Here is a 16915-nt window from a genome sequence, read left to right as displayed (position 1 = left end):
AGCGATATTTAGAGAAGGTTCTCATGTCAAACAACATTCGTATCGAAGAAGACCTGTTAGGAACACGTGAAGTACCCGCAGAAGCCTATTATGGTATTCATACTTTGCGTGCGATTGAAAATTTCTATATCAGCAACAGTAAAATCAGCGATGTTCCTGAGTTTATTCGCGGCATGGTTATGGTGAAGAAAGCCGCAGCAATGGCCAACAAAGAGCTGAAAACCATTCCTCGTCAAATTGCTGACACCATCATCCAAGCCTGTGACCAAATGCTGGATAAAGGCAAGTGCATGGACCAATTCCCCGTGGATGTGTTTCAAGGGGGAGCTGGCACCTCACTGAACATGAATACCAACGAAGTGTTGGCTAACATCGGTCTGGAGTTGATGGGACACCAGAAGGGGGAATATCAGTACCTGAACCCTAACGACCATCTCAACAAGTGCCAGTCCACCAACGATGCCTACCCAACTGGCTTCCGTATCGCGGTCTACGCCTCCAACCAGAAATTGATCGATGCCATTAACCAACTGCGAGAAGGCTTCGACCGCAAGGCCCAGGAGTTCGCCACCATTCTGAAAATGGGCCGTACCCAGTTGCAAGATGCTGTCCCGATGACGCTGGGTCAGGAGTTCCATGCTTTCAGCATCCTGCTGAAAGAAGAGACGCGCAACCTGCACCGCACTGCCGAGCTGTTGCTGGAAGTCAACCTGGGTGCTACAGCAATCGGTACCGCACTGAACACCCCAGAAGGCTACCAGCATCTGGCAGTGCAAAAATTGGCAGAAGTCAGTAACCTGCCCGTCGTTCCAGCAGAAGACCTGATCGAAGCCACCTCAGACTGCGGTGCCTACGTGATGGTACATAGCGCGCTGAAGCGCCTGGCAGTGAAACTTTCCAAAATTTGTAACGATCTACGGTTACTTTCTTCCGGCCCACGCGCTGGTCTGAATGAAATCAACCTACCAGAGTTACAGGCGGGTTCTTCTATTATGCCAGCCAAAGTGAATCCGGTAGTCCCAGAAGTCGTCAACCAAGTGTGTTTTAAAGTGATCGGCAACGACACTTGCGTTACTATGGCAGCCGAAGCAGGCCAGTTACAACTCAACGTAATGGAGCCAGTCATTGGTCAAGCGATGTTTGAGTCGATACACATTCTGACCAACGCCTGTTATAACCTGCTGGAAAAATGCATTAATGGCATTACTGCCAATAAGGAAGTGTGCGAGCACTATGTCTTCAACTCTATCGGCATCGTCACTTATCTAAACCCATTCATTGGCCACCACAATGGTGACATTGTTGGCAAGATCTGCGCCGAAACTGGTAAGAGTGTGCGTGAAGTCGTGCTGGAACGCGGGTTACTGACCGAAGCTGAGCTGGATGATATCTTCTCTGTGGAGAACTTGATGCACCCGGCCTATAAAGCGAAACGCTATACTGATGAAAATGACCAATAATAGACTCATCCGGTAGCCCGAAAGGCACGCAAATCCATTGGATCGCGTGCCTTTTTTCTTTCTTGCGTCACAGTTTTTTAACCTTTTATTTTCATAAAAAATCATTTTGAATGGGGTAAATATTATGTTAGTCGTGGAATTAATCATCGTTCTACTGGCCATATTCCTAGGGGCTAGGCTGGGCGGTATTGGAATAGGTTTTGCTGGGGGTCTTGGGGTGTTGGTGCTGGCAATGATTGGCGTAAAGCCAGGCAGCATACCGTTCGATGTTATTTCAATCATCATGGCCGTTATTGCCGCTATCGCCGCCATGCAAGTCGCTGGTGGGATGGATTATCTGGTACAGCAGACGGAAAAACTGCTACGTAAGAACCCGAAATACATCACCATTCTGGCCCCGATCGTCACCTATTTTCTGACCATCTTCGCCGGTACTGGTAATATCTCGCTTTCTGCGCTGCCAGTGATTGCCGAAGTAGCCAAAGAGCAAGGCATCAAACCTTGCCGCCCACTGTCTACCGCCGTTGTTTCCGCCCAGATTGCCATTACCGCATCCCCCATCTCTGCTGCCGTGGTGTATATGTCTTCGGTGATGGAAGGGCACGGTGTCAGCTATTTGCATTTGCTGATGGTGGTAATCCCATCCACTTTCCTCGCGGTGTTGTTGATGTCGCTGTTGGTCACCTGGCTGTTTGACTCCAAATTGTCTGACGATCCAGTCTACCAAAAACGCTTTGAAGAGGGCCTGATTGCCCTGCGCGGTGACCGCGTTCTGGAGATCAAACCCAAGGCAAAAATGTCGGTCCTGATGTTCCTGGCTGGCGTGCTATGTGTGGTGGCTTATGCCATTATCAACAGCCCAAGCATGGGTTTGGTGGCAACACCACTAATGAATACCACTAATGCCATTTTGATCATCATGTTGAGTGTGGCCACCCTAACCACTATTCTGTGCCGCGTTGATACCGACCTGATATTGAATTCCAGCACTTTCAAAGCCGGCATGAGTGCCTGTGTTTGTATTCTGGGTGTTGCCTGGCTGGGTGATACCTTTGTGCAGGCTAACCTTGATTGGATCAAAGCCACTGCAGGCACCGTGATCCAATCACACCCTTGGTTGCTGGCAGTCATTTTCTTCTTCTGTTCTGCACTGCTCTATTCTCAGGCTGCTACCGCTAGAGCTCTGATGCCAATGGCTCTGGCACTCAACGTTACCCCACTGACGGCTATCGCTTCCTTTGCTGCGGTTTCCGGCCTGTTCATTCTGCCAACTTACCCAACACTGGTGGCGGCAGTACAAATGGACGATACCGGCACCACACGCATTGGGCGTTTCGTATTTAACCACCCATTCTTTATCCCTGGCACCATGGGTGTGGTATTTGCGGTAATCTTTGGCTTCCTGATAGGTGGCATGATTTTGTAATTGATTGGCGGGGTTTCGGCCCCGCTTTTCTGCACTCTCGCCTATTAATGCCTATACCGCCTATCTGCCGCTGAGTCTGTCCCTGATTGAAGCCAATATTCGTTCTGCTGCGATGCTGTTTTTGTCGGTGCCAGAAGTTTATGCCAAAAATATGCGACTTTGGCACTGGAAGGTGGTGATATTTATCACCCTGCTCCTTGTGGCAGCGGTGATGATCATGGGCAAAATATATTCGAACCTGCGCAATAAATTCATCTTGGTGGAAGGGGCTCTCTCTTTACCAAAAAATAAGTGCCCATCCTCAATAACGCTATCCGGTTTGTTGCCGGAGAGCGGTTTAACTTACTGCTTTTTTTAACGTCGACGCTGTATCCATCATATTTATGACACAAGGAGAATCTACTATTGCTCAAAAAATTTTTTATTGTAAATGGAGTTTCTTATGAAAACAGTTTGGCCAATTGGCGCTCTCTTTATCTCCGCCGCTTTTCTGGTGGGATGTGGCGATACCGACAGCAAGCAGGTACTGTCACCTACTCCGACGGAAGAAAAACCAATAACAGAACCTCCAATAGATAAGAGCCCGGTAACCGTGGCGTTTATGCCAGATGTCCATTTTCATGATGTTTATGGTTCCTTCGAAGGCAACGCCTTCGCTGGCCTGATGAACAGTAAAAGCGGCCAGTCAGCCATGATCCGCACCATGTATGCGCAACTGACATCGACCCGGTTATTCAATGAGAACTATTTCGCTTTTCTGGCGGCGTTGGACGATGCGGCACAGCGTGGGATCAAGTTGGTCGCGCTACCCGGCGATTTCAGTGATGATGGCCAGCCAATCCATATGCGGGGGCTGAAAAAAATTCTGGATGAATACTCCCAGCGCTATGGTATTCAGTTTTTCGCCGCTCCCGGCAATCATGATCCTAATGTGCCGTTTGAACGCCCCGGTGGGAAAAGCGATTTTCTCGGTGAGGAGGGGAAAGAACAGCGTATCTATAGCAAGGGCGCTGCTGAATGCACTGGTTACAGCGATGCCTGGGCGATTATTGACGCAGGATATGAATTACCCACCGTCTGTACGGAAGATATCCGTGAGTTGGGCTATGAAGGGGTGACCGCGGCTCTTGCCGAACACGGTTTTATGCCCAAAGCCTCCTATCTTTATTGGGAAACCCCATACAGCACCTATTCAACCACCAGCTACACATTTGATACCGCGCGCCAGCAGGCCGATTGGCAGTACCGCCATTATGAGATTTGTGCCGAAGGAACCGGTGGCCGCTACAAGCAAAGTGATTACACCCACTGCTTGCAGGTGCCGGACGCCAGCTATCTGGTCGAGCCCATTTCTGGGGTCTGGTTGCTGGCGATTGATGCCAATGTCTATATCCCCAAGTCTTCCGCCGATGACGCAGACCCTGCCAACCCTAAAAACTTTAATGGTTCAGGCAATGCGGGATATAACCGTATGCTGACGCATAAAACTCACGTGATTGAATGGATCAAAACCGTGGCGCAGCGTGCCAAAGAGCAGAATAAACAGTTGATCACCTTCAGCCATTTCCCGATGACCGAATTTTATAACGGGGCATCTGACGATATTGAAGCGCTGTTTGGCACCGGCAGTTTCCAAATGGCTCGTCGGCCTGCAGAAGATACTGTACACGCATTGGCTAAAGCAGGGATCGAGATCCACGTCGGGGGCCATATGCACTTTAATGACACCGGTATTCGCAAGTACGACGATGGTTTTCTAGTCAACATTCAGGCACCTTCGATGGCGGCTTACGTCCCTGCCTATAAATTACTCACTCTCAATAACAAAAGTACCATCGAGGTGGAAACCGTTCGATTGAATCAGGTTCCGCGTTTCGACGAACTGTTTGAACATTATCAGATGGAACACCAACATCTAGCGGCTCAGGGTTCGGCAAAATTATGGAATGCCGATATCCTCGCCAGTAAGGATTACCATGAGTTCAATAACCTGTATCTCTCGGAGCTGACCCGCCTGCGGTTTTTACCCAGCGAATGGCCCTGTGAAATGCGCGAGATGCTGTTCAGCATGAGTGGGCGCGATATGCTGATCCTCTCACAGTTGGACACCGCTGTGACGTTGGCCCAGTTACAGGCTAATCCGTCTTTGTCGCCGCTAACCACGCTAGCCAAGTGTACTGCGGCTTCGCCTCAGGTACCTGTAAGCGTAACGCCAGAGACAATAACCGCAGACTGGGAGCGTGCCCAAGCTAAGGCAGCATCACTGGCGCAGGCAAATAACCTCAAGCTAGATGATTTTGCTGCATGGAGCGGGTTTGATCTGGCCACCGATTTTTATCGCTTGGCTAACGCTGGCGATCTGGCGCTGGATGACATCACTCCTGAACGGATTGGTCAATACAGCGTGCTGGCTGATGCCTTGGCGAATACCCAAGCCACCGTTCATTTCTCTGATAAGAAAGTGCTGGATGACAATAGTGTCAGCCAAGTATTTCAGAACCGCTTTGGCGCCCTATTTGCCATTTTGCGTAAATTAGGAACTTCATTGCCACCCAGTGACCACTTTATGATTAATCTCGAGCAGCGTGAGGTTATCAATCTGAGTGATAAAAAGGGATTTGCGGAATAATCGTATTAACACCCAATGCTGGCTGATTGGTGTTGGGTGTTACACTTTTTGGTAATGAAACCAACTAATTGAATTTTATCTACAATACACAGTTTTGAACGCTACTCATGGACAGCGTTAATGTTCATTGTCCTCATCTTGGCAACCTGAAGATTAAAGAGTATAGCCTCAGGGTATGCTATCCTGCAGATAACCTGGCTAAGAGGGCTGAATATGTCTGATTGCGAAGCTATTGTCATACTTTGTACCGTACCCGATGAAGCGACAGCGCAAGAGTTGGCCGCGAGAGTACTGGCTGAAAAACTGGCCGCCTGTGCCACACTGTTGCCCGGTGCCTCCTCGTTATATTACTGGGAAGGCAAATTAGAGCAGGAATACGAAGTACAAATGCTGTTCAAGAGCGACCAACAACATCAGCAAGCGCTGCTTACCTACCTGAAACAACATCACCCATATCAAACACCCGAACTATTGGTGCTACCGGTGTTGGCTGGAGATAAAGATTACCTGTCATGGATCAACGCCTCATTAAACTGATATTACTGCTTTGCAGCCTGTTTTTCTTGCCGCAAGCCGTTCAGGCCTCGCTGTTTAACCAAAACAGCGGTAACCAGTTTATGCCTGTCGATCAAGCCTTTGCTTTTGATTTTAAACAGCAGGACCACCAACTGACACTGAGTTGGGAAATTCGCCCGGGCTATTACCTGTATCGCCATCAAATCAAACTGGTGCCACAGCATGCAACTCTGGGCCAATTTGAGTTACCGGCTGGGGTGAATCATAAAGATGAGTTCTTTGGTGATGTGGCCATTTTCAAGCAGCCGTTGACCCTGACCATTCCGCTGTTGCAAGCCGACAGTAACGCCAGCTTGAGCGTCACCTATCAAGGGTGTGCCGAAGCGGGGTTCTGTTATCCACCCGAGACACGGATCATTCCTTTGCGTGCCGTCGCTGCAGCCGCAGCCACAGAGCCGCTGGCTACAGCACCTGCCGCCGCAGAACCAATCGGACTGCCCTTTTCCCCACTCTGGGCACTATTGGTTGGTATCGGCATTGCATTCACACCTTGCGTGCTACCCATGTACCCGTTGATTTCCGGCATTATTCTTGGCCGAGAACGACCACAGAGTAGTAGACGCATCCTGGTGTTGGCCTTGGTTTATGTACAAGGTATGGCATTAACCTATACCTTGCTTGGCCTGGTAGTTGCCGCTCTCGGGCTACAATTTCAGGCTGCACTGCAACACCCTTATGTGTTGATCGGGTTGTCTGTACTGTTTATCGCCTTGGCCTTATCCATGTTTGGTTGCTTCTCCTTGCAACTGCCCGCCGGCCTACAAACCCGGCTGGCGAACTGGAGCAATACTCAACAGGGGGGCTCACTGCTCGGCGTATTTGTTATGGGTGCGTTGGCCGGGTTGATCTGTTCCCCCTGCACCACCGCCCCTCTCAGTGCCATCCTGCTCTACATTGCTCAAAGCGGCAATATGTGGGTAGGTGGTGGTACGTTATATCTCTATGCACTAGGGATGGGGATCCCACTGGTGATAGTCACCCTGTTCGGTAACCGCCTGCTACCACGCAGTGGCCCTTGGATGCAATATGTTAAAGAAGCTTTCGGTTTTGTTATCCTGGCGCTACCGGTATTTCTCCTTGAGCGAGTAATAGGTGACGTTTGGGGGCTACGTCTTTGGAGTCTACTGGGGCTGGCATTCTTGGGTTGGGCATTCGTTCTCAGCTTGAAATCATCCCATGGTTGGGTGCGACTTGTGCAGGTTATATTATTGGTGATGTTGGTGATCGCCGGGCGCCCCTTGCAAGACTGGGCATTTGGCCACAGCAGCGCCCCCCAAAAACAAGCGCAAAACCAGCTAGGTTTCACCCAGGTTAATAACCTCGAACAACTGAATTTGGCACTACAACAGGCACAGGGTAAATCGGTGATGTTGGATCTGTATGCTGATTGGTGCGTCGCCTGCAAAGAATTTGAAAAATACACGTTCAGTGATCCAGCAGTACAACGTCAACTAACGAATTCAGTGCTATTGCAGGTTGATGTTACTGCCAATAGCGCCGAACAGGTGGCCTTGCTAAAACACTTGCAGGTGCTTGGGCTACCCACCATTCTTTTTTTTGACTCTGCGGGACAAGAGTTACCCGCCGCTCGTGTCACCGGGTTTATGGATGCAGCGGCATTCAACGCACATTTGCAGAAACACATTAATCAATAACAGGTGCAGTGGTTCAACATTCTTCTGAGAGGAAGCACAAGTGCAACGTGAACAAGTTTTAAATACCGCGCTGAAGCTGTTGGAAAAGCAGGGGCTGGCGATCACCACACTCGATATGCTGGCCACCAAGTTGGGTGTTTCAATCCATGATATACAGCCATTCTGGCCAGATCGCGAAGCTTTGCTGTATGACTGCTTACGCTATCATGGTCAACAAATTGATACTTGGCGCCGCCAGTTGCAACTTGATGAAGCTTTGAGCGTACAGCAAAAGCTGTTGGCACGTTATGATGTGTTGACCGCACATGTTCTCAATGAGCGTTATCCTGGTTGTCTGTTTATTGCCGCCTGTAGTTTGTTCCCCGCCAGCGACCACCCTATTCACCAGTTAGCTGAGCAACAGAAATTAGCTTCTTTCCATTTCACCCGTGAGCTATTGCGAGAGATGGATGTCGATGATGCCGATTTGGTTGCCCAACAAATGGAACTGGTGCAAGAGGGATGTCTCAGTAAATTGCTCGTCAACCGGCAGTTGCAGGATGTCGCTGTCGCTAAACGTCTAGCAGCAGATATTCTACAGATTGCTCAGTGCCGTAAATTCGGTGCATTAAGTTAAGCAACAGCAAACACCCCGTTAGGTGGAAAACCGTGCCTGATATCCCCGGACTGCAAGCCGAGGTTTTATGGCATGCAGGATAAAGATAGCATTTTGAACACCTTGACTGAAAAGCCAGCAATCAGCTCTGTTTTCAGTTTTTTTTCCATAAACCCGTTGACGCCACATCAGCAATACGGTTTAATGCGCCCCGTTGCCCGGATAGCTCAGTCGGTAGAGCAGGGGATTGAAAATCCCCGTGTCCTTGGTTCGATTCCGAGTCCGGGCACCACTTATTCAGAAGCGCCCGTCATTCTTTCAGGATGATAAAATGACGGGTACGAAATAAGACCTTGTTAACACACTGTAACCTATCAGGCAGCTCGACTACTTGTATAGCGGTTGTTAAAACTCGGTTCTTGAAAAGCCCACCTGTTAGCGCAGGTGGGCTTTTTCGTGTACGTGCTGATAATACGATAAAATTGAAAAACCTGAATATGTGCAAAAATTTCAACAAGGGGCAGATAAGATTCACTGTTTTTTAGAAGGAATGACACCATGAAAAAAGTAATAACCTTTTTAACCCTATGCTTTATAATGATTATTACTGGACTCGCGTCAGCAGATGACCGCGTAGTCATTAATGGTGTTACGTGGGCAACCCGAAATGTAGACGAAGTAGGTACTTTTGCCCAATCCCCAGAAAATGCAGGAAAATTTTACCAATGGAACAGAAAAAAGGCATGGAATACCACTGATAATAAAGTGACCGATTGGAATGATACTGACCCCGAAGGTACCGAATGGGAAAAGGATAACGACCCTAGCCCTCCAGGTTGGCGAGTACCTACGATGAATGAAATGATGTCTTTATTTGATAAAGAAAAAGTCAGTTACCAGCAAGCGACCCAAAACGGAATAGACGGCACAAAATTTACCGACAAAGAGAATGGTAATAGCATTTTCCTACCAGCGGTAGGTTTACGTGACAGTTCATTTAGCACACTCCACAAGGTGGGCTCAATCGGTTATTATTGGAGCAATACCAACAATAGTCTTGCATCAAAAGCTGCCGTCTGCTTGATGATTGCTGGCAATCATTCAACTCTACATGCTCTTGCATCCAGTAATGCGTTGTCTATTCGCCCGGTAGTGGAATAACATATTGTTAAAACATGAAACAGATTTTTCTTCGGTAATAGCTCGATGAGCTTTGTACCCACATCTTGATGAGTTCCCCTTATGGAAAGCGATGACCGCTGGTTGCGTGTCACGCTGGAGTCTGGCAAGTTTATTCTGGTTGGATTTAAAACTGTTTACAGGCTCAAAAATGGTGTCATTTGATAGCGTAACGAGCTTTGCCACACCCGCATCAAGACCCACCATCGACGTTGAGGTATGAGCTGGTTCAGTGACGTCGTATTCCGTCTGGATACTGACGTACCATTTACCGCATTACTGGCTGACTGCTTATTCAGAGAACCCAGCCTATGGCTGGGTTTTTGCTGGTAGATTGCTGGTCGTTATGGCCGCCTAGGCCACTGCCCCTGAACCCCACCTCTCGACTGCTCCAGGCTCCGCTCAAATACTTTAAGGGCCAGCGCCAACTCGTCTTTCTCGCTGCCCTGAACTGGCTTCGCCGAGAGCTGACAACCCACTCCACTAGGTACCAGCAAACAACGAGAAGGGGGATGTTGAAAATTTTGGTAAGGAACAACAGCAGGCCTTTGTCATCCACTTGGTCCGAACAGCGTAACAGGCTATACTGGTCAAAAGAGCAGCAAAGAAAGGAGTAAGTCATATGGTAACCAAACTGTCCCCCATCGTATCCGAGTTTGAAACTCAGGAGCAGGCTGACAGCTATGACCGCTGGTTCCGTGCCAGAGTAGAAGCAGCGATGAACAGTACCAAGCCACGTATACCTCACGATGAAGTGATGGCTGGCGCGTGGAAGATTATTGAAGAAGCTAAAATGAAAAGGAAACCAGCTTGATGTTACCAGTCAAGTGGACTGACGATTCCAGAACTGCACTTTACACACTAATCGGTTTTATTGCCGAACAAAACCCTTTCGCTGCTGAGTCTTTGCTACATCGTATTCAGGACTCAACGCTTCCGGCAACGGAGCATCCCTATATTTTTCGCCCTGGTCGAGTTCCTGGCACACGAGAAATCGTCGCTCACCCCAACTATATCGTTGTGTATCGGGTACTGCTCGATTGTATTGAAGTACTTGATGTTCTACACGCCCGTCAGGAATACCCGTAATGCCTGACCTGTTGGTCGCACAATAGGTCAATATCCATTCTGACAACGAATTTTTGACAGAAACTGGTGAAATTTTCAATTTATTCAAATTGAAGATAGTCGCGGCGGATATTTGCGATACGTGAGTGCAGGTTTTGTACTTTGCGTTTGGCTTTCTTCCAGTTGTTGCTGAACTTCACCTTACGGCTCATTTCACGCTGGAGTCTGGCAAGTTTATTCTGGTTGGATTTAAAACTGTTTACAGGCTCAAAAATGGTGTCATTTGATAGCGTAACGAGCTTTGCCACACCCGCATCAAGACCCACCATCGACGTTGAGGTATGAGCTGGTTCAGTGACGTCGTATTCCGTCTGGATACTGTGACGTACCACTTACCGCATGACTGGCTGACAGCTAGAGTGTGAGGCAGGGAGACCCAATCATAAAGAAGGAGTCTTCCTCTGCAATGGCCCCGAAATACCGGAGCCGATGCGCCTGGGGTGATCAAATCAAGACGCTGATCACCCCGGGACCACGAACACTCCTCTACCTTGTTGATATCAACACTTTCTGTTACTGGTCAGGTTTGGCATACAATGTATAGCTATCAACCAACTCCCCATAGAGTGTTCGGGTTTCTACCTCCATGGCATCACCTTTAATATGTAGCGTAGTGAAAACTTGGATATTGGTATCAAATAACACATCAGCAACGGGAACAATACCCGCCAACCCAGCATCGTAGAATTTTGCCGAATCGGATCCAGCAATAAGATACGTAGCTCCAGCGGGGTCTGGCTGCCCCTGTTTTAAAGGCACGCTGCGGCTATAAATATGATCATGTCCAGACAAAACAAGATCGATTCCGACTTCATCGACGACTGAAGGCAAATATTTTTTCACCAATCCGTTACCTGAAGCAGGGTTTGCTTCATAAGGAGGACGATGAGATATCAGGATTTTCCACTGCTTGTTGCTGTTTTTCATGTCATTACGTAACCACTCCATCATATCTTGCCATCCCTTATCAGTGCTTACCTCAGCGGTGATCACTGCAATATGCACATTGTTGTAATCAAAAGAGTACACCGCTTTTGACACAGGAAACGGTAAACCGCGAGCATAGGGGTAGGAAAACATAGAAGCATATTTGGTAGCACCATCATTGATCACTTCATGGTTACCTTGGGCAATGACCAGTGGCACTGATGAGGCCTTATCTTGCCCTTCAACCTGTTCGAAGAATTTGCGAACCAATTGGTATAGACTTAGGTCATCCGTGAAATCCCCCACATGCAGAATTAAATCTTTTTGTGGCAATTGGTTATCCATTTTAGCCAAAAGCTCACCAATTAATGGGGCACCATTATTAATATTGTTGTTATCCAGCGTCTGTGTATCACCCAATAAATGGATGCGAACCTCATCGCTATTACTCGCTGTAGTGAACTGATAAATCTCACTTCTATCTGTACCTTCACCAATCTGATAAAGATACTGTGTGCCTGCTGCCAATCCAGATAGACTAGCATGATGTACACGTACCAAACCCGCCTCTGGGCCATACAAGAAGGGGATAACCTCACTGCTTCCCTGAGTTTTGTTCACCAGGCTACCTTCGCCAAACATGACCGTTGAGTCTGTATTCGCGGTGTTGGTGTACCAAGTCAGGTTGACGTTATCCGTACGTTTACCTGGTGTCAGGTAGATGTAACGTGGCTGCGATGTCAAGTTTTCTGGTAGTGCTGAAATTCCATGAATCAGTGAGCTTCCTTTACTGTCAAAAATACGGAACGTATGGGTGGTGGAACAGTCACCTGGCTCCGAATGACAATCCAAGGGATACGATAACCGGCCATTGATGTCGGTCACACCCAGCAATTCAATACCAGAAACGGTATCCGTTGCAGCGTTATAGGTCACCTTTTCAATTTTTACGCCTGAAACAACCTGCCCATTTTTATCCACCACAATCAGTTCATTAATACCGTCTTTCTCAATCCAACGATTGAATAAGCGATACAAACTGGAGATCTCTTTTTTGATCACCGGATAATAGAATGGTTTGCCATCAAGGGTGCCAGAGATAGTCAGTGCGGCATCGCCGCGGCTGATGTAATCATGTAATGTTATTTCGATAGTGGCGAGCGTTTGCGTTTCCTGGGAAAAACCACTGAACTCAGCGGACCAACTATTCGAAGTGAGATTGATGTTGGCACCTTTAAGGTGATTATCGACAACCTTAAGCGCATATTTGGTGCTGTCAAAACCCAATGTCAAATTGAGCTGGGTGAAAGCATCACCACCAATAACCCTGATAGGTAAGCGGAAGGTAGTACCGGGAGAAAACGAATCAACCTGACTGTCATCAACATAAATACGGGGAGCGCCGGTCACAATATTAAACAGATAATCCCCGGTAGTGATGTTTCCATAGCGATCCCCAAGACTGTAGTCAACTTTGTGCCAGCCGTCTTTTAAGCCGCTAGTCTGGTAGGTAAAGGTATCTATGCCATCAAACTGAGCTGCCGCAGAGACCTCTTTGCCATCCAGTTTTAATAGCACGGTTTCAGGATTTATCCCCGATGTGTCGGCAGCTTTCAATTTGATTGCGGGTGAATGGGTCGACACGGTTTCGCCTTTAGCTGGCGTTATTTCAATATCTGGTCCATGCAGGTCGGTACTATCACTATAAACAGCAATAAAATCATCAAGATAAATGGATGAGTCTATACGTTCTGCAGTACTGGTTACTAAAAAACGGAACGGCTGATCGAAAAAGAATGGGGGCTCAAAACCTTCAGGGATCTTGGCATCCACATAGTGCCAACCCGCTGCTGGCAGAGGATCCGAAGACTGATTGTAATCAATAGTGACGCTTTTGCCTTTATTGTCTCTTATCAAGCCACGCATCCACCAGTTCTTTTCCGCCAACTCCTCTGGAATGTAAATATTAACGCCCAAGCGTTTAGGATATCCTTCTATCTTGGTTAACTTGACAGGATCGGTTAAATAAGCACCAAAAGTGCCGGGCTGCGCAGGATCTGCTTTCCACTGTAATTTTGCAGATTTTTTACCAGAGTAAAAAATATCTGTACTTTCATCCAAAGCAAGACTAATGGCTCTAGCGCCCTTTGCAGTGTAGTGTTGGATGCCTTTTTCGAAATCTTCAATCAACGTTGGTGGTACACCTACTTTAATCAGGATCGATGCTGACTGACCACCGTAGCTCATCGTGACTCTGGTTTCGCCGCCCTGCACCTTTTTAGCGGTGAAAATACCCGTTTCGGGATCAATCGTGCCATTTTCCAATGTATCGAGGTGATAAGTAAGTTGGGAAGGATTATAAAAAACCGGCTCCCCATTTTTGCGCAGTGTAGGTTGTAGGCTGCGCGATTCACCGGCTTCCAGAACCAGGGAATCAAGAGCAAAATTCAGGCTATCTACCTCGGTCACCACGTTAAGCTTAGAACCAGAAGTTTGTTCACCTGACTGTAGCAGAAGATAACCGCTGAAAGCCTCCTGCCCGGCCGTAAAGGCAAGATCGCTTTTGTGTACCCGCCCAAGCTTGGCATCAGAGGTGCCTAATACGAGATCCCCGGATAGCGAATCAAATTTGCCATCGTAACCAATCGCCAGTAAATCTCGGTATTCTGCTCCAGCCAAGACGGTAAGTGATTTTGGGAATAATTGAAGCTGGTTGGCATAGTTACCACTGCCGGTAAGCATCAATGCCCATTTTGTTGCTACTGGGCGCTCACTGCCATCCGAGGGGGTATTTAGCAGGCTGGCCTTTTGGCTACCTGGCATACGGTAAGCCATGGTTGTAGAACCGCCACCATCAAGCTCAATGGCGGTTTTAGCGCCATAAGCCAACATGATCTGGCCGAGTTTTTTCAAAGTAACGCCATCAGAAGGTGAAAGCGTCGGTTTATCCACCGTAAGAAAGAAAGCACTACCGTCTGCTCTGACGCCTAAGGCGGTTCTGGAACTGATTGCTGATTGATCCTCAGCCCCCCGGGATAGAGAACCATTTTCTACTAATAGACCATTCATGAACCCGCCGCCTAACGCATGCTTAACCTCAAGCCAGGCGGGATCATCCGTTTCATAACGAATATCCAGGCTATCACCCGGGTTCACGTTAGCAAGCGCATTGCCGTCTGTCACAATCAGCGCGTGGCCAGAAGGGATAACCAGAGAGCTTTGGGAAACAATTTTGACTACTTTGCTGCTAAAGGGTGGGTATTGAACGCGATTGGACCCCTCTTTATTGGCAATAACGGTCACTTCATTCGCTTCTGGTCTTACCAATACAGCCCTTTTATTGTTTATATTAACGATGGAACGGTAGTTATCACCGCTGTAAACGCTAATGGACTTATCACTTTGGTCTGCAAAAAATTTAAATTTATTCTCATTTTTCTCTTTGTCGAAATGATAAACGGCCCTGGCTCCTCCCATAGCTTGCCCATTGTGATACCAATTCATGGTGAAAAGTGGTAACCGCTCTTTCCCCCAAATCTCAACGGTGTCATCATTTTTTACAATAACTGCACTCTCAGTAAAGTCTCTGGAAGTATGTGAAGTATTGGCTCCTGAGTAGTTAACCCCGTTGATAGTGGTAATACCCACGTTCCAGCCATTAAACATGTTATAAGGATCCGCATTGATCGCCCCTATAATGTTAACCCCTTTAGCCAGGGCACTTCCCATGCTTTTCGTGGTTGATTCCATACTCCATTGACCCGTTGAACGCTCTAACGGATGTAAAGCAAGACCGGTTCCCGTTTTGAACTCCATCGAGAGAATTTTTTCATTTTTACTATGATTCAAGCGCCCCATGGTGATAACAAAATCATCGTTGACTTGATAACGATTGAAATCTGTAATTTCTGTTTCTTGTTTTTCATTCTGATGGCTAGTGGTCCCTATCACCTTAGGGGGTATCGCTACAGTGAAACGTGCATCAATATTTTCTGGCGTTTTAATAACCCGAGCTACCCAATCTTCATCTTCCTTTTTTCGGAAGTTAGCTGTGAGAGCCAGATTTTTATCCACATTAATTTGTAGGGGGTTTTTATCACTGGTGATATCCCCAACCCAGCCGATGAATTCATAGCCGTCCTCTGCTGCTTCTGCGGTTAATGTGACTAAGGAACCTGCCGCATACTCGCTTTTATCTGGGCTGATGGTGACCTTTCCACCCTCTTTGGGGGCGACATCCAGTGATACTTTATAATCAACAGGTTCTGGCGGCTTCACCGTTTCACTGAATTGTGCGGTGATATCCATGTTATTCTGGACGCGAATGGTGATAGGGTTTTCACTGCCAGTCACGCTGTTGCCCCAACTGGCAAAATGATAATCCTCACTGCTAGGTATCGCAGTTAAAGTGACTTCACTCCCTTGCGGATATTCACTTTTTTCTGGTGAAATAGTGATATGCCCGGCCGCCGATGGGGTGGCTTCCAACGTTATTTTATAACTAGACACTGGTTCTATGTTTTCCCCAGCGGGGGATGATGCATTATCACATGCCATCAAGGCCAAACCTGCGAACATCAGGCAAAACTGGCGAACATACATATTTCTCATCATTAACGTCCTATGTACTTGAATTTGAATTTGAATGTGGATTTGATAATAGCTAAGGTTTGTTACAAATTTATTTGATTATGGTTGATGTATATTAAACAACCTGACTTTCTCAGAAAGAGCTGTTTTTCAAGGGTATCAATGGGACATTGCTGTGGCGAGAGGCCATGGCAGAGACGTGGCTTTAAAGCGGACAAGGACCTTAAAACAGGTTTCCATGGCACTTCTGGTTTTTCTCTTTTTGGACATCAATGCCTCCATCAGCGTAAACATCAGCCATAGAGACCGTGTAAGAAAGAGTTAATTCCCGGGGTGATCGGCAGGATGCCAAACCATGATCGGGGATGCATGCCAAACCGTGATCGATTCAGACGCCATTTTGCAGCAGCGGTCTAAGGCCTTGACCAAAAACAATTTACCTCCCGCTTGACCCGACCCTAAAAGAGCGGGATTGCGCGGGCGTTTCGTTCAATGATGAGGTCCAAAGCTCAGAGATCCCCTCATTTTTAGAGACTCAAATAATGCCAAGTGTGCGGGTATATAACCGATGCTGCCTCAGGTAATAAGTAAACTTCTCCATCAACAATATCGCGTAGGCTTCTTTCATTTTAGGCAGTAATTGATAGTAGATAACACCTTGTCGGAAAAATGAATATGTTCGGCTTTTGCTGGTATTGACCTTGATCGTTCGCTCCAGACCCGCGCTGTCTCCTGCCTTGCCCAGCAGCG

11 protein-coding genes, 1 tRNA gene and 3 pseudogenes are annotated in these 16915 nt (G+C 47.6%); 11 read left to right on the top strand and 4 right to left on the bottom strand.

Annotated elements, in window-relative coordinates:
* The first annotated feature begins 23 nt into the window (after positions 1 to 23).
* The 9 genes from aspA to IO95_RS23445 all read left to right on the top strand — a co-directional run bounded on the left by aspA (position 24) and on the right by IO95_RS23445 (position 9502).
* A complete protein-coding gene (gene aspA / locus IO95_RS06345; protein ID WP_037384429.1) occupies positions 24 to 1460 on the top strand; it encodes an aspartate ammonia-lyase in 1437 nt (478 codons plus the stop codon).
* 124 nt (positions 1461 to 1584) lie between these two features.
* Positions 1585 to 2886 carry an anaerobic C4-dicarboxylate transporter gene (locus IO95_RS06340; protein WP_023491061.1) on the top strand — a complete coding sequence of 434 codons (1302 nt, stop codon included), beginning with the start codon at positions 1585 to 1587 and terminating at the stop codon, positions 2884 to 2886.
* A gap of 4 nt (positions 2887 to 2890) precedes the next feature.
* Positions 2891 to 3244 carry a hypothetical protein gene (locus tag IO95_RS06335; protein ID WP_037384426.1) on the top strand — a complete coding sequence of 118 codons (354 nt, stop codon included), beginning with the start codon at positions 2891 to 2893 and terminating at the stop codon, positions 3242 to 3244.
* An 84-nt stretch (positions 3245 to 3328) separates the two neighbouring features.
* Positions 3329 to 5515 (top strand): metallophosphoesterase, encoded by a 2187-nt coding sequence (locus tag IO95_RS06330; protein ID WP_023491062.1) that lies wholly within the window; start codon positions 3329 to 3331, stop codon positions 5513 to 5515.
* Positions 5516 to 5728: 213 nt separating this feature from the next.
* Complete coding sequence (gene cutA, locus IO95_RS06325) at positions 5729 to 6052, top strand: divalent cation tolerance protein CutA (RefSeq protein ID WP_023491063.1); 324 nt, start codon at positions 5729 to 5731, stop codon at positions 6050 to 6052.
* A complete protein-coding gene (locus tag IO95_RS06320; RefSeq protein ID WP_037384420.1) occupies positions 6028 to 7746 on the top strand; it encodes a protein-disulfide reductase DsbD in 1719 nt (572 codons plus the stop codon). Before cutA ends, IO95_RS06320 begins: the two co-directional genes overlap by 25 nt.
* Positions 7747 to 7786: 40 nt before the next feature.
* The gene (locus IO95_RS06315; RefSeq protein ID WP_023491065.1) at positions 7787 to 8362 is read left to right on the top strand and encodes a transcriptional regulator; all 576 of its coding nucleotides are present in this window, start codon (positions 7787 to 7789) and stop codon (positions 8360 to 8362) included.
* A 195-nt stretch (positions 8363 to 8557) separates the two neighbouring features.
* Positions 8558 to 8633: transfer RNA gene (locus IO95_RS06310), tRNA-Phe, on the top strand.
* Between the two features lie 266 nt (positions 8634 to 8899).
* A complete protein-coding gene (locus tag IO95_RS23445; protein ID WP_051791135.1) occupies positions 8900 to 9502 on the top strand; it encodes an FISUMP domain-containing protein in 603 nt (200 codons plus the stop codon).
* A gap of 111 nt (positions 9503 to 9613) precedes the next feature.
* Here IO95_RS23445 and IO95_RS26425 read toward each other — a convergent pair.
* Positions 9614 to 9796 (bottom strand): annotated as a pseudogene (locus IO95_RS26425) (transposase); the annotation flags it as partial.
* Positions 9797 to 10142: 346 nt separating this feature from the next.
* On the opposite strand from IO95_RS26425, the gene IO95_RS06300 reads away from it, so the two are divergent.
* Both IO95_RS06300 and IO95_RS06295 read left to right on the top strand, forming a co-directional pair.
* Positions 10143 to 10334, top strand: coding sequence for a hypothetical protein (locus IO95_RS06300; RefSeq protein ID WP_037384417.1), 192 nt, complete (start codon positions 10143 to 10145; stop codon positions 10332 to 10334).
* Complete coding sequence (locus tag IO95_RS06295) at positions 10334 to 10609, top strand: type II toxin-antitoxin system RelE/ParE family toxin (RefSeq protein ID WP_051791132.1); 276 nt, start codon at positions 10334 to 10336, stop codon at positions 10607 to 10609. The genes IO95_RS06300 and IO95_RS06295 overlap by 1 nt, the downstream gene beginning before the upstream one ends.
* Before the next feature lie 92 nt (positions 10610 to 10701).
* Here the strand turns inward: IO95_RS06295 and IO95_RS06290 are convergent.
* From IO95_RS06290 to IO95_RS06280, 3 genes and pseudogenes are all read right to left on the bottom strand, one after another.
* Positions 10702 to 11006: pseudogene (locus tag IO95_RS06290) on the bottom strand (RNA-guided endonuclease InsQ/TnpB family protein); the annotation flags it as partial.
* A gap of 155 nt (positions 11007 to 11161) precedes the next feature.
* Positions 11162 to 16189 carry a phosphodiester glycosidase family protein gene (locus IO95_RS06285; RefSeq protein ID WP_081878526.1) on the bottom strand — a complete coding sequence of 1676 codons (5028 nt, stop codon included), beginning with the start codon at positions 16187 to 16189 and terminating at the stop codon, positions 11162 to 11164.
* Positions 16190 to 16700: 511 nt separating this feature from the next.
* A pseudogene (locus tag IO95_RS06280) lies at positions 16701 to 16915 on the bottom strand (IS4 family transposase); the annotation flags it as partial.

The sequence above is a fragment of the Serratia sp. DD3 genome (genome assembly GCF_000496755.2).
This window is presented reverse-complemented; position numbering and strand designations above follow the sequence as displayed.